Raw genomic sequence first — 19,430 nt, 5'->3', positions numbered from 1 at the left:
CTCGCGGCCCGGCGACGACCTAAGGTTGCCTGTCGGGCGTTCGCAACGGGGGGAACCGGATGAGCATCTCGGCTGTGCCCAGCGCACTCGCCGCGTCGGCGGTGACCAAGGCCGGCCGGCGGCTGGTCTGGCTGCTGGTGCTGCTGTACGTGATCAACTATCTGGACCGGGTCAACGTCGGGTTCGCCGCGCTGAGGATGAACGCGGACATCGGACTGAGCGCGGCCGCCTACGGCCTCGGCGCCGGGTTGTTCTTCATCGGGTACTTCCTGTTCGAGGTACCCAGCAACCTGATCATGCACAAGGTCGGCGCGAAGGTCTGGATGGCCCGGATCATGGTCTCCTGGGGCGTGTTGGCCTGTGCCATGGCGTTCGTCCAGGGCCCGGCGAGCTTCTACCTGCTCCGGGTGCTGTTGGGCCTGGCCGAGGCCGGTTTCTTCCCCGGCATCGTGCTGTACCTGACCTACTGGTTCCCCCGGGCGCAGCGGGCGAAGGTCATGTCGCTGTTCATGCTCGGGGTGCCGCTGGCCTCGGTGTTCGGCGCGCCGCTGTCGACGCTGCTGATCGCGCACGGCGCCGGCTGGTTCGGCTTCGACCAGGGCTGGCGCACGATGTTCTTCGTCGAGGGGCTCCCGGCGATCCTGATGGGGGTGCTCACGCTGGTGCTGATGCCCAGCCGCCCGGTGAACGCGCGCTGGCTGCGCCCGGAGCAGGCCGAGGCACTGACCGCCACGATCGACGCCGAGGACGCCAAACAGGTGGGCAACGAGCTCGGGGTACTGGCCAGCCTGCGCCATCCGAGGGTGGTGGCGCTCGCGGCCGTGTACTTCGGCATCGTGTTCGGCCTCTACGGCCTCGGCTTCTTCCTCCCGCAGATCGTGTCCGGCCTCCAGGACCAGTTCGGGGTGAAGTTCTCGCTGGTCCAGATCGGGCTGGTGACCGCGATCCCGTACGCCGTCGGCGCGATCGTGATGATCCTGAACGCGCGGCACTCGGACCGGACCGGCGAGCGGGTGTGGCACACCGCGATCCCGGCGTTCCTCGGCGCCGTCGGCGTGGCGATCGCGCTCTACCTGAGGACACCGACGCTCGCGGTGGCGGCGCTGTCGGTGTGCACGGCCGGCGTGCTGGCCGCGATCCCGGTGTTCTGGCAGCTGCCGTCGACGTTCCTCGGCGGCTACGGGGCGGCCGCCGGCATCGCCTTGATCAACTCGTTCGGCAACCTGAGCGGGTTCGTCGGCCCCTTCGTCACCGGGGCGCTGAAGACAGCGACCGGTGACTTCCGCTCGGGGATGTGGGTGATCGCGGCGGCGATGGCGGTGGCGGGGGTGATCGTGCTGAGCGTAGGGCGGGGTTCAGCCCGGCGGTTGCCCGCCGACGACAGCCCGCCGCCGGGCTGACCTGCGGCGCACGGCGGGGTTCAGTGGCCGGCGGCGTCCAGTCGGTCCCCGCCGAGCTCGCCCGGCCGGCCACCGGCCAGTGCGGCCACCAGGTCGGCCCGTGCGCGGGCCACCCGGGACCGGATGGTGCCCACCGGGCAGCCGCACACGGCGGCGGCGTCGGCGTAGCTCAGGTCGAGCATCTGGGTCAGGACGAACGCCTCCCGGCGGTCCTCCGCCAACCCCAGGACCAGTTCCCGCAGCAGCACCCGCTCGTCCACGCCGGGCATCGTCGGGGCCTGCTCGGGCAGCAGGTCCCAGTCCGGCTCGGCGCCGGTCCGGGGCCGACGCACCGCGGTCCGCACGTGGTCGGCGGCGGCCCGGCGGGCGATCGACAGCAGCCAGGTGCGGGCCGAGGAGCGGGCCGCGAACCGCGGCAGTGAGCGCAGCGCCCGCAGGTAGGTCTCCTGGGCGAGGTCGTCGGCCTCCCGGGCCCCGACCTGGCTGGTCAGGAATCGGTGCACGTCCCGCTGGGTGGCCCGGATGAACACCACCGTCGCCTCGGTGTCGCCCCGGGCACCGGCCAGCGCGGCTCGGGTGATCTCGTCATCTCGGGCACCGCCGGTCACAGCAGGAGCCTACCGATGGCACGCGCCCGGCTGACGGGAACCGCGCGGGCGAGCCCGACGACTATCTCAGTTATGACCTGTGCGGAGTGTCGTGAGGCGCTGTCGGCCCGGCTGGACGACGAGGAGTCGCCCGGGGAGCGGGTCGAGGTGGAAGCGCACCTGGTCGGCTGTCCGGAGTGCCGGCGGTACGCCGAGCGGGCCGCGCACGTCACCCGGCTGGCCAGGACCGAGCTGGTCGAGCCGGTTCCGGACCTGGTGGACGCGGTGCGGCACGCAATGCCCGGGCCCGGCTGGTGCGCCGGTGGGCGGGAGACCGCGCTGCGGGTGCTGCTGGCCGCGATCGGCGTCGGCCAGCTCGGCCTGGCCACCAGCGACGTCCTGGCGGCCACCGGTGACGAGAACGGCGGCCACGGGGTAGGTGGCGCGACGCTGACCCACTTCTCCCACGAGAGCTCGGCCTGGAACCTGGCGCTCGCGGTGGGCTTCCTGTGCGTGGCCGCGAGGCCGGTCCGGATCCGCGGCATGTTACCGCTGGTCGGGGCGTTCGTCGGGGTGCTCACCGCGCTCAGTGCGGTGGACTTGGCGCTGCACCGGGTGGCCGGGTCGCGGCTGCTGTCGCACGGGCTGGTGGTGCTCGGCCTGCTCGCGCTGGTGGTACTCGCGCGGGTCGCGTCCGCACCGTTCGACGGCACCCCGCGTGCTCTCGGTGAGCCGAGCGCCGGAGGCCCCGGTGCGCCGAGGGGCCACGGCGCACCACGGTCCGCCCCGCCCGGCGCCGGCGGTGCGGCGGACCTGAAGCCGACCGCCCGCCACCACGCCGCCTAGTGTCCTGAGTCCGAAGCGCCGGGCGGTGATGACACGATCGCCCGGTGACAGAGAACGAATCGGCACCGGTGGCTGTGGTCGGCATCGGCGCGGACGGTTGGGACGGACTGTCCCCGGCGGCGCGCCAGGCGGTGGCCGGCGCCGAGGTGGTGCTGGGCAGCCGGCGCCAGCTGGAGCTGCTGGGCAGTGTCGGCGACGGGCACCTCGGGCAGGGCGCCGAGCACGTCGAGTGGCCCAGCCCGCTGGTACCGGCGCTGCCGGCGCTGTTCGAACGGTTCGCCGGCCGGCTGGTGTGCGCACTGGCCAGCGGCGACCCGATGTTCTTCGGCCTCGGCTCCACGCTGTGCCGGGTGCTCGGCCCGGACCGGATCGAGGTGCACCCGCACCCGTCGTCGGTGTCGCTGGCCTGCGCCCGGCTGCGCTGGCCGGTGCAGGAGGTGACGGTCGTGAGCACCGTCGGGCGCCCGCTGGACCGGATGCGGGCGTGGGCGGCGCCGGGCCGGCGGATCCTGGTGCTCACCTCGACCGCGGACGGGCCGGGCCAGGTTGCCGGGGTGCTCACCGAACTGGGCTACCACGACAGCGAGCTGACCGTGCTCGAGCAGCTCGGCGGCCCGGCCGAGCGGATCCGGAGCGGCCACGCCGGCGACTGGCACGAAACGCCGGGGGATCCGCTCGCGGTGGTGGCGGTGCGCTGCGTGGCCGATCCCGGCACGGTGGGGCTGACCCTGGTGCCGGGGCTTCCGGACGACACGTTCGAGCACGACGGGCAGCTGACCAAGCGGGAGATCCGGGCGGTCACGCTGGCCCGGCTGGCGCCGCTGCCCGGCCAGCTGCTCTGGGACGTCGGCGCCGGTTCGGGCAGCATCGCGATCGAGTGGCTGCGTGCCGAGCAGTCCTGTACGGCGGTCGCCGTCGAGCGCGACCCGGTGCGAGCGGCCCGGATCGGCCGCAACGCGGCCGCCCTGGGGGTGCCCGCGCTGCGGGTGGTGACCGGCGCCGCCCCCGCGGCCCTGGCGGACCTGGAACCGCCGTCCACGGTGTTCATCGGGGGCGGGGTGACCGTCGACGGCGTCCTGGCGGACTGCTGGTCAGCGCTGCGCACCGGCGGGCGGCTCGTGGCGAACGGGGTCACCGTGCAGGCCGAGGGGCTGCTCGCGGACTGGTACGAAAGGCACGGCGGGACCCTGACCCGGTTGCAGGTGCAGCGGGCCGCGCCGGTGGGTGGGTTCACCGGCTGGCGCTCGGCGATGCCGGTGACGCAATGGGTCGCGGAGAAGCCCTGACCCGAGTCGGCCCCCGCCGGCGGGTGCCGCGCGCCGAGAGCTGACCGGCATCCTCAGACGGCTGCCATCGCGTCCAGCCGGCCCTGGTACGCGTCGGCCAGCCCGCGCAGTGCGCCGCCGCCGTCCCCGGAGAACGACGACCCGTGCATCACCGCCAGGGTGCGCGGCTCCAGCTCGGCCAACCGGTGCAGGGTGCTCACGGTGTGCGGCCCGAGCGAGGTCGCCAGGAACGCCTCCTCGGCGATCATCGCCTGTTCCCGCAGGTCGTCGGACACCACCGGCGGGCCGTTGCCGAGGTGGGTGAACAGGTCACCGCAGAGCAGCGTGCCGGTGGTCTCCTCGTACAGCACCCTGGACTCCCAGTTGTGCGGCACGTGCGGAGTGTCCAGGTGGCGTACCCGTTTGCCGCCGAGGTCGAGCACCTCGCCGTCGGCCAGCGGTCGCGGCGGCCGGTCGGCCATGTCGTTGAGCGAGACCATGCAGCCCACGGCACCGTGGGCGACCTCGGCATGCGGCGCGGCGGCGAGCCACTGGTTCATCGAGCCGCACTCGTCCGCCTCGACATGCCCGAAGGCGAGCCAGCGCAGCCGCTCCACCGGCAGCAACCTGGCCACCGCCGGCGCCACCAGCGGGAACAGCTCGCGGTGCCCGAGATGGAACAGCATCGGCTCGTCGGCGACCAGCAGGAACTGGTTCATGGTGAAGCCCGCCGGCGCGGCGATCTGCGGCAGATAGGTGGACAGCCGGAAGATACCGTCGGCGACCTCGGCGATGGTGGTTTCCACATCGGGAGTATGGCACCGGAACGGACCCCGGCGGCGGCTGTTTTCGCAGCTACCGGCCGGGGCCCTCGGGTAGGTCAGGTGTGGCGGGTCAGAGCAGCCCGAGCTCGCGGACCGCGTCGCGCTCCTCGGCCAGCTCGGCTACCGACGCGTCGATCCGCTGCCGGGAGAACTCGTCGATCTCCAGCCCCTGCACGATCTCGTACTTCCCGTCCTTGCAGACCACCGGGAAGGACGAGATGAGGCCCTCCGGCACGCCGTACGAGCCGTCGGACGGGATGCCCATCGAGGTCCAGTTGCCGTCCGGGGTGCCGTTGACCCAGTCGTAGACGTGGTCCAGCGCGGCGTTCGCGGCCGAGGCCGCCGACGAGGCACCGCGCGCCTCGATGATCGCCGCGCCGCGCTTGGCCACGGTCGGGATGAAGGTGTCGCGGAGCCAGTCGAGGTCGTCGACCACCTCGACCGCGTTGCGCCCGCCGACCTCGGCGTGGAACAGGTCGGGGTACTGGGTGGCCGAGTGGTTGCCCCAGATGGTCAGCTTCTTGATCTCGGACAGCTCGACGCCCAGCTTGGTGGCGAGCTGCGACAGTGCCCGGTTGTGGTCCAGCCGGGTCATCGCGGTGAACCGCTCGGCCGGTACGTCCGGGGCGTGCGACTGGGCGATGAGCGCGTTGGTGTTCGCCGGGTTGCCCACCACGAGCACCCGCACGTCGTCGGCCGCGCCAGAGTTGATCGCCTCGCCCTGCGGCTTGAAGATGCCGCCGTTGGCCGAGAGCAGATCGCCCCGCTCCATGCCCTTGGTGCGCGGGCGCGCGCCGACCAGCAGCGCGACGTTGACGCCGTCGAAGGCGGTCTTGGCGTCGTCGGTGATATCGATGGTGTCCAGCAGCGGGAAGGCGCAGTCCAGCAGCTCCATCGCGGTGCCCTCGGCGGCCTTGACCGCCTGCGGGATCTCCAGCAGGCGCAGGTTGACCCGGGTGTCCGGGCCGAGCAGATGGCCGGAGGCGATCCGGAACAGGAGCGCATAGCCGATCTGACCCGCCGCACCTGTCACGGTGACGTTGACGGAGCGTGCCACAGGAGGTTCCTTCCGATCCGCGAGTTCAGGTGCCGCGGCGGCCAGGCCCTCGGGGCCCGCATCACCGCGGTGACCGCAGAGTACCCACGTCCATTCGGGCGCCGCGGCCGGTGGTGACCGGTATCTCGGGGGCGTCGCCCGACCGGAGGGTCGGGTACGCCACGATGACCGGATGCGGGTGCTCATCCTCGGCGGTACCGGGGACGCCCGCCGGCTGGCCGAGGTGCTGACCGCGGCGTCGGCCGGGGGGTCGGCGGGGTCAGCGGTGGGGCGGCCGGGGCTGTCCGTGGTGTCGTCGCTGGCCGGTCGGGTGCGCTCGCCGGTGCTGCCACCGGGCGAGGTACGCGTCGGCGGTTTCGGTGGGGTAGCCGGGCTGCGCGCCTACCTGTGGGCCGAGCGGATCGCGGCGGTGGTGGACGCGACCCACCCGTTCGCGGCCACCATGAGCGCCTCGGCCGCCGCCGCGACGACCGAGCTGGGAATCCCGCTGCTGGTACTGCGCCGACCCGGTTGGACCCCGGGCGACGGGGACCGCTGGCACTGGGTGCCGACGCTGGCCGCCGCCGCCGAGGCGCTGCCCGGACTGGGCCGCCGCGTCTTCCTCACCACCGGCCGCGGCGGGCTCGCGGCGTTCGCCGGGCTGGGGGAGCACTGGTTCCTGGTGCGCTCGGTCGACCCGCCGGAGCCGCCGATGCCGCCGCGGCTGCGGACGCTGTTGGCCAGGGGCCCCTTCACCCTGGACGCGGAGCGGGAGCTGCTGCGGGAGCACCGCATCGACGTGCTGGTGACCAAGGACAGCGGCGGGGCGATGACCGAGGCCAAGCTGCGCGCGGCCGGTGAGCTGGGCATCCCTGTCGTGATCCAGTCCCGCCCGCCGGTGCCTGCCGGGGTGCCGGTCGAGACCACGGTGGCCGGCGCAGCCCGCTGGCTGGCCGCCGTCCGGGGGGCGTGAGTCGCGAATGGTCGGGGAGGACCACTAGGCACTCACGACTACTCGACGGGGTCGGCGATGGCGTTGATCGCGGCGGCGGCCAGCGCGCTGCCACCTCGGCGGCCGTGCACCACCAGGTACTCCAGCCCGCCCCGGTGCTCGGCGAGCGCGAGCTTGGACTCGGCGGCGCCGATGAAGCCGACCGGAACGCCGATGACGGCGGCCGGTGCCGGTGCGCCCGCGTCGATCAGCTCGAGCAGCCGGAACAGCGCGGTCGGCGCGTTGCCGATGGCCACCACGGCGCCGGCCAACCGGTCCGCCCAGAGGTCGACGGCCGCCGCGGTGCGGGTGGTACCCAGCCGGGCGGCCAGCGCGGGTAGGCCCGGTTCGCCGAGCAGGCACAGCACCTCGTTGTCGGCCGGCAGCCGGCGCCGGGTGATGCCGGACGCGACCATGTTCGTGTCGCACAGCACCGGGCCGCCGGCGGCGAGTGCGGCCCGGCCCTTGGCCACGACGTCCGGCGAGAAGCCCAGGTCGGCGGGCAGGTCCGTCATGCCACAGGTGTGGATCATGCGGACGGCGACGGTGGCCAGCTCGGCGGGCAGCCCGGACAGGTCGGCCTCGGCCCGGATGGTGGCGAACGAACGCCGGTAGATCTCGGCGGCGTCGCGCAGGTACTCGTAGTCCGGCATGCGTGCCACGGTAAGCGACACCACGCACGCCGCCGGCCCGGGCCGCTGGTACGGCGACGCCGGCGGGGCGGTCCGGCGGGGCGGTCAGGACAGCCGGCGGGGGACAGCCGGCGGGTGGCCCAGCCGGCTGGCGGCCCGACCGGGCGGTCGGGACAGCCGGCGGGGGACACGACCCATAGGCTGCCGGCATGGCGGCCGCGGCGAGTGATACCTATCCGGCCCTGGTGCGGGCCGCGGCGGCCGAGATGCCCGACCGGGTGTTCCTGCACTGCGCCTCGGAGCTCACCGAACGCGACACGGTGACCTTCGGCGAGCTGGAGCTGCGCAGCCGCCGGGTGGCGGCCGGCCTGCTGGCCCGCGGGCTCGGCCCCGGCGACCGGATCGCGGTGGCCGCGGCGAACAGGGCCGAGTGGCTCGAGCTGTTCCTCGGCGCGGCCCGGATCGGCGTCGTGGTGGTCACCCTGAACGTGCGGTACCGGGCGGCCGAGCTGGAGTACATGCTCAACCAGGCACGGGTCCGGCTGGTGGTGACCGCCGCGAAGGCCGGCGAGGTGGACCTGGAGGCGTTCTACCCGGGGTTCCTGCCCGCCGTGCCGACCGTCGAGCACGTGCTGTTCCTGGGGGGCACCGGCGCGGGCGAGCCGTACCTCGCGCTGCCGGTCGATCCGGTGACCACGGCGGAGCACGCCGACCTGGACCGGCGGGCCGACGCGGTACTGCCGAGCGACCTGGCGGTGATCCTGTACACCTCGGGCACCACCGGCACCCCGAAGGGCGCGGTACTCACCCACGCCAGCCTGCTCGGCTCCGCTCGCGCACAGGCCGCACGGCTGGGCACCGGGGCGGACGACGTCGTGGTCAGCGCGTTGCCGCTGAACCACGTCGGCGGCCTGACGTGCACGGTGACCAGCGCGTTCGTCGGGCGCTCCACCGTGGTGCTGGCGCGGGCGTTCTCCCCGGCCACCGCGCTGCGGGATATCGCGGAGCACCGGGCGACCGTGGTCGCCGGCGTGCCCACCATGTGGACGCTCATCCTGGGCCACGGGTCGTTCGCCGAGCGGGACACCAGCTCGGTGCGCGTCGCGGTGGTCGGCGGCGCGAACGCCGACCCCGCCCTGTGCGCGGCGATCGGCAGCGGCTTCCCCGGTGCCCGCCTGTACAACCTTTACGGGTTGTCGGAGGTATCCGGGGCCTGTGTGATGTCCGGCGCCGACGACGACCTGGACACCGTGGCGCGCACGCTGGGGACTCCGCTGGACGGGGTGCGGACCCGGGTGGTGGACGCCGACGGTGCCGACGTGGCGCCGGGTGGCGAGGGCGAGCTGCTGGTCGGTGGGCCGGGAACCGCCGCCGGCTACTGGGGCCTGCCGGAGGCCAGTGCGGAGGTGTTCCTGCCGGGCGGTTGGGTGGCCACCGGCGACATCGTGACCGCCGACCCGGACGGGCACCTCACCATCCGGGGCCGGCGCAAGGAGATGTTCCTGCAGGGCGGCTACAACGTGTACCCGGTCGAGGTGGAGAACGTGCTGACCGCGCACCCCGGGGTGGCCATGGCGGCCGGCATCGGGGTGCCGGACCGGGTACTCGGCGAGGTCGGCCGCTACTACGTCCAGCCGCGGCCGGGCCACGAGCCGACCGCCGAGCAGCTCACCTCGTTCTGCGCGGAGCGGCTGGCCAACTACAAGGTGCCCCGCCAGATCGAGTTCGTCACCGAGCTGCCGACCACCCCGTCCGGCAAGGTCGCCAAGGCGGCGCTGCGCGAGCGGTACGCCTAGTGCCTGTTGCGTATGCCTACGCAGAGCAGCTCTGCGTAGGCATACGCAACAGCGCGGCTCAGGCCGGTTGCGCGGCGATCCGCAGCAGGTCGCGCACCGGCCCGGCCGGCGCGGGGCCACCCGCCCAGACACCGCGCAGCACCCGCCGCAACGCCAGCCCGGATATCCCCACCTCAACCAGCCGCCCGCCGGCGAGGTCGTCGCGCACGGCCAGGTCGGACAGCACCGCCGCGCCCGCGCCGGCCAACACCGCACCCCGGATGGACGCCGTGGAGGACAGCTCCAGTGCCGGTGGCGCCGGCTCCACCCCCGCCGCGGCCAGTGCGGACTCCAACACCCGTCGGGTACCCGAACCGGCCTCCCTGGCGACCAGCGGGGTGCTGGCCAGCTCAGCCGGGGCCAGCGGCCGGGACCGCCGCGCCCAGCGGTGCCCGGGAGCCACCACCAGCACCAATGTGTCCGTGCCGACCTGGCGGGCGGACAGCCCGGCGGGCACGTCGGGGCCCTCCACGAACCCCATGTCGGCCTCACCGGCAAGCACCTGCTCGGCGACCCGCTCGGTGTTGTACACCCCGAGCCGCACCGTCGCCGGCAGCGCGCCGGCGGCCAGCTGCTCGGCACGCAGCGCCACCAGCCAGCCGGGCAGCAGGTACTCGGCGACGGTGAGGCTGGACGCCACGGTCAGGTGGGCGTCGCGCTCCCCGCGCAGCGCGGCGATCCCGGCATCCAGCTGTTCGGCGGCGGCGAGCACACCGCGTGCCCAGTCCGCCACCAGTGCGCCGGACTTGGTGAGCTGACTGCCCCGGGGACCCCGGCTCACCACCGGTACGCCGACGAGACGCTCGACCGTGCGGATCCGGGCGGACACGGCCTGCTGGGTGAGCCCCAGCTCGCGCCCGGCCGCACCCAGGCTGCCGGTGCGGGCCACCGCGAGCAGCAGCTCGAGCGAGCTCAGGTCGGGTACGTGCGCGGACAACGCCACCGGCGGACCCTATCGCCGGCGCCCGCGAGTCACAAAGTGACCTTGTGGGTACCCTCAGCCAGCGCACCTGCTCTCGGCCGGCGGGCCGTCCCACGATGGATTCATGACCATAGGTAGCGCCCCCTTCAACCCGTTGTACCGCCGCCCGATCTCCCGGTTCGGCCTGCTCCGCGACCTACCGACGCCGGCCGCCGCGCTGGCGAACATCGGGCCGAACTGGTTCGCCTCGATCATGGGCACCGGCATCGTGGCGAACGCCGCGGTCACCCTGCCGTTCCAGGTACCCGGGCTGCGGGTGGCCGCGACGGTGGTCTGGATGCTCGCCTCGGTTGCACTGGTCGGGCTGTGCCTCGCGTTCGGCGCGCACTGGATGCGGCACCGGGCGGCGGCGCTCGGGCACGCCGCCGACCCGGTGATGGCGCAGTTCTACGGCGCCCCACCGATGGCGCTGCTGACCATCGGTTCCGGCAGCCTGCTGCTCGGCAGGGGGGTGCTCGGCAACCTGGCGATCGACATCTCCTGGACGCTGTGGCTCGCCGGCACGCTGACCGGGCTGGTCGCGGCGGTGGCCGTCCCGTACCTCGTGTTCACTCGGTTCCGGCTGACCGGTGAGTCGGTGTTCGGCGGCTGGCTGATGCCGGTGGTGCCGCCGATGGTGTCGGCCGCGAGCGGGGCACTCCTGGTGCCGTTCGCGCCGGCCGGACAACTCCGGCTGACCATGCTGCTGGCCGGATACGCGCTGTTCGGGCTGAGCCTGCTGCCCTCGGTCATCGTGACGATGCTGATCTGGCAGCGGCTCGCCATGCACAATGTCGGCCCCACGCGGCTGGTCCCGACGCTGTGGATCGTGCTGGGCTGGCTCGGCCAGTCCGTCACGGCGGTCAACGCGCTCGGCACCGTGGCCCACCTGGCACTGCCGGCCCCGTACGCGACCGGGCTCGAGGTGTTCGGCCTGGCGTACGGCGTGCCGGTGTTCGGCTTCGCCATGCTGTGGGTGGCCCTCGCGGCGGCGGTCACCATCCGGGCCGCACGCGAGCACCTGCCGTTCTCGCTCACCTGGTGGTCGTTCACCTTCCCGGTCGGCACCGTGGTCACCGGGACCAGCGCGCTCGCCGTGCACACCGGTGCCCGGGCCCTCGCGGTGGTCGCCGGCCTTGGCTACCTCGCGCTCGTCGGCGCCTGGGGCACCGTCGCGGTCCGCACCGCGGCCGGCTCGCTGCGCGGCACGCTGTTCCTGCCCGCGACCCCGGCGCCGCCCGCGGCCCCGGCATTGCCGGCGGGCCACCTCGGGGTCAGCCAGCCGGCGTCTCGCTAGGTGCCGACCGGTTCCGCGGTCCCGAATCGGCCGCTCCGGGACCGCAGAACACGGCACGTCGGCCGGCTGGCCTACGATGGACAGAGTTTCAGCGTAGATACCGCGCCCGCCGCCGGCGCTTCATGACAGCTTCTGGGAGACCGCGTAATGCCGCAGATCAGCACGGCCGACTTCAAGGGTGGAATCAGTATCGACCTCCCGGACGGGCTGTTCAACGTCGTCACGTTCCAACATGTGAAGCCCGGCAAGGGTGGCGCGTTCGTGCGCACCAAGTTGAAGAACGTGCGCAACGGCGCCGTCGTGGACAAGACGTTCCGGGCCGGTGAGCGGGTCGAGCAGGCCATCATCGAGACCCGGGAACTGCAGTTCCTCTACAACGAGGGCGACATGTACGTCTTCATGGACCAGGAGAACTTCGAGCAGCTCGAGGTGCCGCTCGAGGTGGTCGAGGACATCGCCGACTACCTGCTCCCGGAGATGACGCCGGCGCTGCGCTTCTACGGCACCGAGATCGTCGGCGCGGCCCTGCCTGCCTCGGTCGAGCTGAGCGTCGCCGATACCGAGCCGGGTGTGCAGGGCAACCGGGTCTCCGGCGCGACGAAGGCAGCCACGCTGGAGACCGGGAAGGTCGTCCAGGTGCCGCTGTTCGTCGTCAACGGGGACCGGATCAAGGTCGACACCCGCACCGGGGAGTACCTCACCCGGGCCTGATCGGCCCGGGGTACCGCCACCGCGGCCGGGTTACGGCAGGCCGCCGATGAGCGGTCCGAGGTAGCCGAGCTTGGACGTGTGGTCCATGCCGACCTCGAACTTGATGCGCAGGCCGAGGATGTTCCCGCTGACCTTCGCCCCGGTGGACTTGTTGTCGAAGGCGAACGCCTTCTCGTTCCCGCCGGTGATCTGGTTGTCGGTCACCGAGACGTTCTGCACGTCGTCGATCATGACGGCCTGGGATGCGTTCGAGTCGCAGAAGTTGTGCGTGAACTGGATGTCCGAGCTCCGACCCTTGCCGCTGCCGTCGCCGGCACTGCTGTTCGGCCCCTCCGCGATCAGGCACTGATTGGCGATCTTGTCACAGCGGTTGCTGTCGATCAGGACGTGCTGGCTGGCGGGGGAGTCGGAGGCGAAGGTCTGCATGCAGTCGGCATGTGCGCCGTTGAGGTTCCTGGTGTCGCTGATCGTGTTGTGCAGGATCCGCAGGTTGCTGCCGAAGAACCGGATGCCGTCACCGTCGCCACCCCGGGGCGAGGCGACCGTGTTGTTGACCAGGGTGATGCCGTTGCCGGTCATCTCCACCCCGGGTGCCGCCGCGCCGGTCAGGTTGAGCCCGCCGACCGTCACGTTGTCGGCCTTGATCGTCAGGCCCTTCACCGCGGCCTTGCCGTCGCCGAGGACCAGAATGGGTGCCGCCGGGGTGCCCGAGTGGGACACCGTGAGCCGGGTCGGCGAGTTGCCGGTGGCGCAGATCCGGTCCCCGGGCCTGGCGGCGTCCACCGCGGCCTGCAGACCAGCGCCGTCCACGGTCTTCGTGCACGCGGCGGTCAGTGGGGTGGGACGGACCGCGCCCGCTCCGCAGATGTTCCCGGCGGCCGGCACGTTGGGGATGGACAGCCCATCGTTGGAGGGGCCCAGGGCCCAGGAGGTCGCGCAGGCGGTGGCGACCGGGGCCGGGTAACCGGGGGCGACGGCCGCCGGTGCCGACGCGGGTGCACCGGGCAGGGCCGGCGCGGCCGGTGGGGTTGCCGCGCCCGGTAATGCCGCGGCGGCCGGAGTGCCTTGCGGCGTCGGCGTGGCGGGCGTGCCGGGCAGCGTCGGGGCACCAGGTTTGGTTGCGGTACCCGGTAGTGCCGCGGCGGCGGGTGCACCGGGCACGGCCGGTGCGCCAGGTTGAGTCGCTGTGGCTGCCGGGGTGACCGGAGCGCCCGGCACCGCTGCGCCGCCCGGTTGGGCGGGTGGGGTGGGCAACGCCGGCGCGGCAGCAGCGGCCGGTTGGGCGGGCAACACCGGCGCGGCCGGCGCGGCCGGTTGGCCGGGTGCGGCGGGCAACGCCGGCGCGGCGGGCGCGGTCGGTTGGGCGGATGCGGCCGGTGCGGCCGGCGCGGCCGGTTGGGTGGCCGCGTCGGGTGCCGCGGCGCCGCCGGGCTGAGTGGGTGCACCTGGCTGAGCGCGGGTACCCGGCAGTGCCGCGGCGCCGGGCAGTGCCGGGGCGGACGCGGGCATTCCGCCGGGTAGCGCGTTGGCCGCGGCGGGCGCCGGACTACTGGCGGCTGCCTCGGGGGCCGGGCCGTCGCCGGTGAATCCGGTGGGAGGAGCGGGCGTGACGCCGGTGTTCGGGTCGGCCGTCTTCGGGTCGACCGCGCCCGGTGCGCCCGCCGTCGGGTCCGCCGGCGGTGAAGGCGGGGCGGGGTTGGCCGCCGGCGGTGCGACCGCGGCCGGTTCGACCTTCGCCGGCTTGGGCCTGGGGGCGGCCTTCCTGGGCTTGTGGGCCGCTTTCGGTTTGGGCGCGACCGGCGCCGCCGCCGCTGGCTCGGCGGACGGCGGTTCGATCGAGGAGGGCGGTGCGGAAGGGGACCGGCTGGGCATCGGCGGAATGCTGGGGGGTGGCGGCGGCGCGGGCGGCTTCGGCGGCTTCGGGATCGGTGGCGGCTGGGGGGCCGAGGGCAGTGCGGAGACCAGCGCGGAGACCATGGCGGCCGGCACGACGGGCTGTTGCGCCGCCGAGACGAACCCGGTCTGACTCGGTGCCTCGACGGGTGTCATCGCGGCGGAGAGCAGGACCGCCCCGATGGCGAGGCCGAGCCCGCCGGCCAGGGGAGACCGGGAACCGCTGACACGGCCGGCGCGGGCCGGCGTGGCGCCCGAGGTGGGCCGCTTCGCCATGACGTGGTCCTTTCCGCTCGGCCGCTGAGTGCCCGCGGGTCCGGCGCAACCGGCGTCAGCGGCAGAGAGAGGTGGGCAGTTGGCCTGGTCGGCGCCGGCGGCGATGGGTGACCACCCTTCGGTCCCATGCATCACACTGGTTACTTGTGCCCCGGTTGTTAACGCGAGTCACACTGTGCACACGGAGGATAAATGCAAACGATCACCTCGGTGGCAAGATTCACCACAGAGCGTGAGTCGGCCCCCTCAGGTTGAGCACACAAAGTCATCTTGTGATATCAGTCGGGTCTGCTTCGTCATGATCGTTTACGGGTGTCGGCCAGGCGCCTCGGCCAGATTCACCCGTGCAGAGCAGCGGTTATGGGGAGTTAGCCCATATGTCGTAAGAGGGCACCGCTGAATGTCGGAGAGTTACGACATACGAGCGACCACTCCCTCGAGCTATTCACCCAACTGGGGCGCCCGTTTGGACGTGGCCTAGCGTGGGGGACTGATCCTGTGAGGGCGCGCGGCCCGGCTGTCTTCCCCAGAGGCAGACCCGCGCCGCCCCCGCCCGCAACTCAGGAGGACCGGACTCGTTTGATCGTTGTAGGGACGCGGGAGTCCGACCGACCGGATTTCGGCGGCACCCACGTGAGCGATCCGCGGGTGTCACCCCCGAATGGGCGGCAGCTGAGGAACGTGCCATGGACGGCCGGTCAGACGGTCACCGTGGGCGTCCGTGTCTTTGGTGTTGGGAGCAGTTGATGCAGAGGCTGTCATCGGCCAAGTGGGGATATGTCACCCGCCGGGTGTCGGAGGTCAGCGAGGCGCAGATCGGCGGGACGATCCGCCCGCCTCGGCTTGGTGACTTCGTGGTCGCCAGGGTTGCCACCATGGGTGCGCACGAGCACCTTGAGGACCCGCACGGCCGGCGGATGCGGATGTACCCCGGAGACGTCGTTGTCGGCGCCTTCGGCAACCGGTACGCCACCGACTTCTACGAGGGGTACCTGCCCGTCCCCGGCGACGCGGTGCACCTGCTCACCTCGGGTGGCCTGATCGGCACCGTGGCCTCCGCGCACACCAGCAAGGAACCGCCGACCGAGCTGGAGGTGCTCGGTCCGCTCACCGACGCCGCCGGCAGGGCACTGAGCGCGGACGACGTGGCGCTGCCGCCCGCGCCGCCCGGCCGCCCCGAGCTGGGCACCATCGTCGTGCTGGGCTCGTCGATGAACGCCGGCAAGACGACCTCGACGTCGGCGATCGTGCGCGGCCTTTCCCGGGCCGGGCTACGGGTCGGGGCCGGCAAAGTGACCGGTTCCGGCAGCGGCAAGGACCACTGGGCCTACGTCGACGCGGGTGCCGCCACAGTCGCGGACTTCCTGGACTTCGGGATGGCGTCGACCTTCGGCTACCCCACCGAGCGCCTGGTGAGCACGATGTTCGCCATCCGCGACCGGTTGGTGGAGGAAGGCTCCGACGTCGTGGTCCTCGAAGTGGCGGACGGCGTGCTGCAGGAGGAGACCAGGGCGCTGGCCGCCGAGCTCCCGGGATTTGCCGACCACGTGGTGCTCTGCGTCGGTGACGCGCTGGGTGCGGTGGCCGGGATCAGCGTGCTCGCCGAGCTCAACGTGGCTGTGCGCGTGGTCAGCGGCGTGGTGACCGCGAGCCCGCTGGCCACTCGCGAGGCGGCCGCCGCCACCGGGCTGCCGGTGCTCTCACCGACCGACCTGGCCAAGGGTGCCGCGGTGGGACTGCTCGCCGATGCGGGTGTGCTCTCGGCGGAGTCCTTCGGCGACCTGGTGGACCTGGGCGGTAGATCGGCATGACGCTCTGCTCGGCCTACCTGCCGGACGACCGACCAGGTCCAGGGCGGCTGTCCGAGGTCCCGCTCGAGGTGCTCGGCGCGGGTCCGGCGGAGCTGGTGCTGCCCGAGGCGACCATCCGCGACGAACGCGGCGGCGACCTGCTGGACCGCGGCCTGCTCAGCGATCCGTCCGGCGGCGGCGGCCCGTTGAGCAGCGCCGAACGGGATCGTGCGGCCCGGGCGTTCGGGCTGGTCAACGTCGCCTTCCATACCCAGCGGGCGCTGCGCCTGGTCACCGGGCTGCTCGGACGGCCGCTGCCGCACCTGGTGGTCCGGATCGGCATGCACGACGATGGCCGGCGCTGGGGCGGCGGCCACTATCGGCTGCCGGCCCGCACCTACGACACCGTCGAGCCGACCGACGTCCACGCCCACGGCGAGGTGCACCTCGGTGGGGGCAACGGTTTCCTGCCGGCGGGCAACGGCGAGACCTACTTCGCCGCCCCCTCGCACAACCTGGCGATCATCTACCACGAGATCGGCCACCACGTCTGCCGGCACACCGCGGACTTCCGGCTCAACCGGCAGCGCTGGTCGCACGCGCAGACCAACAAGAAGGTCGCCGTCGACGAGGGCACCTGCGACCTGCTGACCGCAGTCCTGCTCGACTCGTCGGACATCTACGGCTGGCATCGGGGTTCGGTCCCTACCTGGGACCGGCGCCGCCGCCTGCTCGACGGGCGCTGGACGATGACGAACTTCCGGGGTGGGCGCAGCGACCCGCACGCTGACGGCACCATCTGGGCCTCGGCCTGCTGGACAGCCCGCGAGCGGGTGGCCGAGGCCGGCTACGACCGGTCGCGGTTCGACCGGATGCTGTTGCGTGGGCTGTCCCTGTCCGCCGTCGAGGCGGGGGTGGGTCTCGGGGTCAGCGCCAGGACCGGTGTCCGGCCGGACACCGACGTCACCGAGCAGACCCTGCGCCGCCGCCGGCACTTCGGCGCGCTGCTGGAGGCCATGCTGCGCGCGGACCCAGGGCTGGCCGGCCCGGTGCTCGTCGGCATGGCCGAGCACGGCATCGCACCCGGCTCGACGAACGCTGAGCTGCGGGAGGCAGCCCGGGCTCACCTGCTGGTCGCGGTGGGCGGATGACCGGCGCGCACACGGCTCCCGCGCAGCTCGATCCCGCGCAGCCGGATATCGGCATGCTGAAACAGCTCTGGCGGTTCCGGTCGTACGGGCGGCGCGAGCTGCGGCCGCTGCTGGCCGGTGTCGGGATGCGGATCGGTGAGCTGGTCGCTGACCTGGCCACGCCGTGGCCGCTCGCCCTGGTGATCGACAACGTGCTCAAGGGCCACCAACCGCGCGGTGGACTCGGCCACCTGGCGCGCTTGTTCGGCCCCTCCGCTGTGGGCATGCTCGGGGTGGCCGCCCTGGCGGTACTGGTGATCACCGCGGCGTCCGGCGTATTCGACTACCTGGGCGACCGGATCATGAACAGTTCCGGGGAGCGGATCACCTCGCACATCCGGTCGGACGTGTTCGGGCACCTGCAGCGGTTGCCGATGGGCTACCACGACCAGATGTCCGTCGGCGAGCTGACCAGCCGGGTCGGCACCGACACCGCGCGCATCGAGGACAGCCTGGTGGACCTGTTCTCCACCCTGGTGCCCGGCATCCTGTCCCTCGCCGGCTTCGCCACCGTGCTGCTCTCGGTGAACTGGCGGCTGGGCCTCATCGCGCTGTGCGCGGCGCCGCTGGTGTTCCTCACGGCGGCCCGCTACACCCGGCTGACCCGCAAGTCCGCCCGCAACCGGCGCGCCGCCGAGGGCAAGCTGTCCGGGTTCGTGGCCGAGTCGCTGCAGGGCATCCGCACCATCCAGGCGTTCGGTCGCCAGGATCTGCACGACCGGAGGTTCGGCGCCTCGAACGACAAGGTGCTCAGGACCGGCCTGCGCGCGGTCGAGCTGCGGGCCCGGTTCACCCCGCTGCTGGAGGCCGTGACGGCGTTCGGCACCGCGGCGCTGCTGTTCATCGGCGGCTACGGGGTGCTGCACAGCTGGTGGACCATCGGCGTGCTGGTGGTCGTCAGCAGCTATCTCCGGGACATGCTCAAGCCGATGCGCTCGCTGTCGCGACTGTCCATGACGTTCACGCAGGGTGCCGCCTCGGCCGAACGGATCACCGCGATCATCGACCAGAAGCCGCCGATCAGCGAGACCGACCGGCCACTGCCGAAGCGCGCCATCGGCGCGATCGAGCTGCGTGGTGTCGGGCTGGACTACGGCCGGGGCAAAGTGCTGGACGGGCTGGACCTGTCCATCCGCCCCGGTGAGCGGATCGCGTTGCTCGGGCACAACGGCGCCGGCAAGTCCACCGTGCTGTCCCTGATCGCCGGTCTCTACCCGCCGACCGAGGGCGAGGTGCGGCTGGACGGGCTGCCGCTGTCCGAGCTGCCGGACTGGTGGATCCACCGGCAGATCTCGGTCGTGCTGCAGGACACCTTCCTGTTCTCCGGCTCGGTGGCCGACAACATCCGCTACGGCCGCCCGGACGCCAGCGACGGCGAGGTCACCGCCGCGGCCAACGCCGCCCTGGTCACCGAGTTCGCCGACCGGCTGCCGGACGGGCTACGGACCGAGCTGCAGGACGGCGGCGTCGGGCTGTCCGGTGGCCAGCGCCAGCGGGTCGGCATCGCCAGGGCCCTGCTGCTGGACGCCCCGGTGGTACTGCTCGACGAGCCAACCACCGGGCTCGACGTGCAGGCCGAGGAGCTCGTGGTCCGCGCGCTGACCCGGCTGGCGGACGGCCGGACCGTCGTGATGACCACCCATCGGCCGGCGCTGACCAGGCTGGCCACCCGCACCGTGCACCTGAGCAACGGCAGCGTCGCCGCGATGCCGGTGGCGGCGCCGCCGAACCGGTTGCACTCGGCGCAACGGGTGTTCCTGGAGCCCCGACTCAGCCGGCCCAACCGGATCGGCGCCTTCGACGACGCCGCCCTCGCGGCGCCGCGCCCGACCGGACCAGGGCGGCACCGGGTCGACCGACAGCGCCCCGCGCCCCGGCGCTGACCGGGGCGGGGGA

At 73.1% G+C, this 19,430-nt stretch carries 18 protein-coding genes; 12 read left to right on the top strand and 6 right to left on the bottom strand.

The window, feature by feature from the left end; translation table 11 throughout:
* The first annotated feature begins 59 nt into the window (after nucleotides 1-59).
* Nucleotides 60-1,400 (top strand): MFS transporter, encoded by a 1,341-nt coding sequence (locus tag ACTXG6_RS27500; protein ID WP_445182280.1) that lies wholly within the window; start codon nucleotides 60-62, stop codon nucleotides 1,398-1,400.
* 20 nt (nucleotides 1,401-1,420) lie between these two features.
* Here ACTXG6_RS27500 and ACTXG6_RS27495 read toward each other — a convergent pair whose 3' ends face one another.
* On the bottom strand, nucleotides 1,421-2,008 hold the full coding sequence (locus tag ACTXG6_RS27495) for a sigma-70 family RNA polymerase sigma factor (RefSeq protein WP_445182279.1): 588 nt from the start codon (nucleotides 2,006-2,008) through the stop codon (nucleotides 1,421-1,423).
* A gap of 72 nt (nucleotides 2,009-2,080) precedes the next feature.
* Here ACTXG6_RS27495 and ACTXG6_RS27490 point away from each other — a divergent pair, with 72 nt between their 5' ends.
* Nucleotides 2,081-2,833, top strand: a complete 753-nt coding sequence (locus tag ACTXG6_RS27490; RefSeq protein ID WP_445182278.1) for a zf-HC2 domain-containing protein — start codon at nucleotides 2,081-2,083, stop codon at nucleotides 2,831-2,833.
* Between the two features lie 44 nt (nucleotides 2,834-2,877).
* Nucleotides 2,878-4,119, top strand: coding sequence for a precorrin-6y C5,15-methyltransferase (decarboxylating) subunit CbiE (cbiE, locus tag ACTXG6_RS27485; protein ID WP_445182277.1), 1,242 nt, complete (start codon nucleotides 2,878-2,880; stop codon nucleotides 4,117-4,119).
* A gap of 53 nt (nucleotides 4,120-4,172) precedes the next feature.
* On the opposite strand, the gene ACTXG6_RS27480 is transcribed toward cbiE, so the two are convergent.
* Both ACTXG6_RS27480 and ACTXG6_RS27475 read right to left on the bottom strand, forming a co-directional pair.
* Nucleotides 4,173-4,904 (bottom strand): hypothetical protein, encoded by a 732-nt coding sequence (locus tag ACTXG6_RS27480; RefSeq protein ID WP_445182276.1) that lies wholly within the window; start codon nucleotides 4,902-4,904, stop codon nucleotides 4,173-4,175.
* 88 nt (nucleotides 4,905-4,992) lie between these two features.
* Entirely contained in the window at nucleotides 4,993-5,979 is a 987-nt protein-coding gene (locus tag ACTXG6_RS27475) for a malate dehydrogenase (protein ID WP_445182275.1), read from the bottom strand.
* Nucleotides 5,980-6,151: 172 nt separating this feature from the next.
* Here ACTXG6_RS27475 and ACTXG6_RS27470 point away from each other — a divergent pair, with 172 nt between their 5' ends.
* Nucleotides 6,152-6,931, top strand: a complete 780-nt coding sequence (locus ACTXG6_RS27470; RefSeq protein ID WP_445182274.1) for a cobalt-precorrin-6A reductase — start codon at nucleotides 6,152-6,154, stop codon at nucleotides 6,929-6,931.
* 38 nt (nucleotides 6,932-6,969) lie between these two features.
* Here ACTXG6_RS27470 and ACTXG6_RS27465 read toward each other — a convergent pair whose 3' ends face one another.
* A complete protein-coding gene (locus ACTXG6_RS27465; RefSeq protein ID WP_445190121.1) occupies nucleotides 6,970-7,602 on the bottom strand; it encodes a precorrin-8X methylmutase in 633 nt (210 codons plus the stop codon).
* A 188-nt stretch (nucleotides 7,603-7,790) separates the two neighbouring features.
* Between ACTXG6_RS27465 and ACTXG6_RS27460 the strand changes: the two genes are divergently transcribed.
* Entirely contained in the window at nucleotides 7,791-9,377 is a 1,587-nt protein-coding gene (locus ACTXG6_RS27460) for a class I adenylate-forming enzyme family protein (protein WP_445182273.1), read from the top strand.
* Nucleotides 9,378-9,435: 58 nt separating this feature from the next.
* Here the strand turns inward: ACTXG6_RS27460 and ACTXG6_RS27455 are convergent, their stop codons facing one another.
* Entirely contained in the window at nucleotides 9,436-10,359 is a 924-nt protein-coding gene (locus tag ACTXG6_RS27455) for a LysR family transcriptional regulator (protein WP_445182272.1), read from the bottom strand.
* Between the two features lie 103 nt (nucleotides 10,360-10,462).
* Between ACTXG6_RS27455 and ACTXG6_RS27450 the strand changes: the two genes are divergently transcribed.
* Both ACTXG6_RS27450 and efp read left to right on the top strand, forming a co-directional pair.
* On the top strand, nucleotides 10,463-11,674 hold the full coding sequence (locus tag ACTXG6_RS27450; RefSeq protein ID WP_445182271.1) for a TDT family transporter: 1,212 nt from the start codon (nucleotides 10,463-10,465) through the stop codon (nucleotides 11,672-11,674).
* Between the two features lie 147 nt (nucleotides 11,675-11,821).
* Nucleotides 11,822-12,385, top strand: coding sequence for an elongation factor P (gene efp / locus ACTXG6_RS27445; RefSeq protein ID WP_445182270.1), 564 nt, complete (start codon nucleotides 11,822-11,824; stop codon nucleotides 12,383-12,385).
* Nucleotides 12,386-12,415: 30 nt separating this feature from the next.
* Here the strand turns inward: efp and ACTXG6_RS27440 are convergent, their stop codons facing one another.
* Nucleotides 12,416-13,546, bottom strand: coding sequence for a right-handed parallel beta-helix repeat-containing protein (locus tag ACTXG6_RS27440; protein WP_445182269.1), 1,131 nt, complete (start codon nucleotides 13,544-13,546; stop codon nucleotides 12,416-12,418).
* A gap of 25 nt (nucleotides 13,547-13,571) precedes the next feature.
* Here ACTXG6_RS27440 and ACTXG6_RS27435 point away from each other — a divergent pair, with 25 nt between their 5' ends.
* The 5 genes from ACTXG6_RS27435 (at nucleotide 13,572) to ACTXG6_RS27415 (ending at nucleotide 19,417) form a co-directional block, all read left to right on the top strand.
* A complete protein-coding gene (locus tag ACTXG6_RS27435) occupies nucleotides 13,572-13,820 on the top strand; it encodes a hypothetical protein (protein ID WP_445182268.1) in 249 nt (82 codons plus the stop codon).
* A 171-nt stretch (nucleotides 13,821-13,991) separates the two neighbouring features.
* On the top strand, nucleotides 13,992-14,411 hold the full coding sequence (locus tag ACTXG6_RS27430) for a hypothetical protein (protein ID WP_445182267.1): 420 nt from the start codon (nucleotides 13,992-13,994) through the stop codon (nucleotides 14,409-14,411).
* 889 nt (nucleotides 14,412-15,300) lie between these two features.
* Nucleotides 15,301-16,365, top strand: a complete 1,065-nt coding sequence (locus tag ACTXG6_RS27425; protein ID WP_445182266.1) for a DUF1611 domain-containing protein — start codon at nucleotides 15,301-15,303, stop codon at nucleotides 16,363-16,365.
* Nucleotides 16,362-17,495 (top strand): hypothetical protein, encoded by a 1,134-nt coding sequence (locus ACTXG6_RS27420; RefSeq protein WP_445182265.1) that lies wholly within the window; start codon nucleotides 16,362-16,364, stop codon nucleotides 17,493-17,495. Before ACTXG6_RS27425 ends, ACTXG6_RS27420 begins: the two co-directional genes overlap by 4 nt.
* The gene (locus tag ACTXG6_RS27415; RefSeq protein ID WP_445182264.1) at nucleotides 17,492-19,417 is read left to right on the top strand and encodes an ABC transporter ATP-binding protein; all 1,926 of its coding nucleotides are present in this window, start codon (nucleotides 17,492-17,494) and stop codon (nucleotides 19,415-19,417) included. Before ACTXG6_RS27420 ends, ACTXG6_RS27415 begins: the two co-directional genes overlap by 4 nt.
* Nucleotides 19,418-19,430: the final 13 nt, after the last annotated feature.

It is taken from the genome of Pseudonocardia sp. Cha107L01 (assembly GCF_052566575.1).
The sequence above is the reverse complement of the archived record's forward strand: the minus strand, read 5'-3'. Positions and strand labels throughout refer to the sequence as shown.

Coding starts and splice junctions, on each gene's coding strand:
- ACTXG6_RS27500 (WP_445182280.1), top strand. CDS start 60: ATGAGCATCTCGGCTGTGCCCAGCGCACTCGCCGCGTCGGCGGTGACC.
- ACTXG6_RS27490 (WP_445182278.1), top strand. CDS start 2,081: ATGACCTGTGCGGAGTGTCGTGAGGCGCTGTCGGCCCGGCTGGACGAC.
- ACTXG6_RS27470 (WP_445182274.1), top strand. CDS start 6,152: ATGCGGGTGCTCATCCTCGGCGGTACCGGGGACGCCCGCCGGCTGGCC.
- ACTXG6_RS27465 (WP_445190121.1), bottom strand. CDS start 7,602: ATGCCGGACTACGAGTACCTGCGCGACGCCGCCGAGATCTACCGGCGT.
- ACTXG6_RS27460 (WP_445182273.1), top strand. CDS start 7,791: ATGGCGGCCGCGGCGAGTGATACCTATCCGGCCCTGGTGCGGGCCGCG.
- ACTXG6_RS27450 (WP_445182271.1), top strand. CDS start 10,463: ATGACCATAGGTAGCGCCCCCTTCAACCCGTTGTACCGCCGCCCGATC.
- efp (WP_445182270.1), top strand. CDS start 11,822: ATGCCGCAGATCAGCACGGCCGACTTCAAGGGTGGAATCAGTATCGAC.
- ACTXG6_RS27425 (WP_445182266.1), top strand. CDS start 15,301: ATGCAGAGGCTGTCATCGGCCAAGTGGGGATATGTCACCCGCCGGGTG.
- ACTXG6_RS27420 (WP_445182265.1), top strand. CDS start 16,362: ATGACGCTCTGCTCGGCCTACCTGCCGGACGACCGACCAGGTCCAGGG.
- ACTXG6_RS27415 (WP_445182264.1), top strand. CDS start 17,492: ATGACCGGCGCGCACACGGCTCCCGCGCAGCTCGATCCCGCGCAGCCG.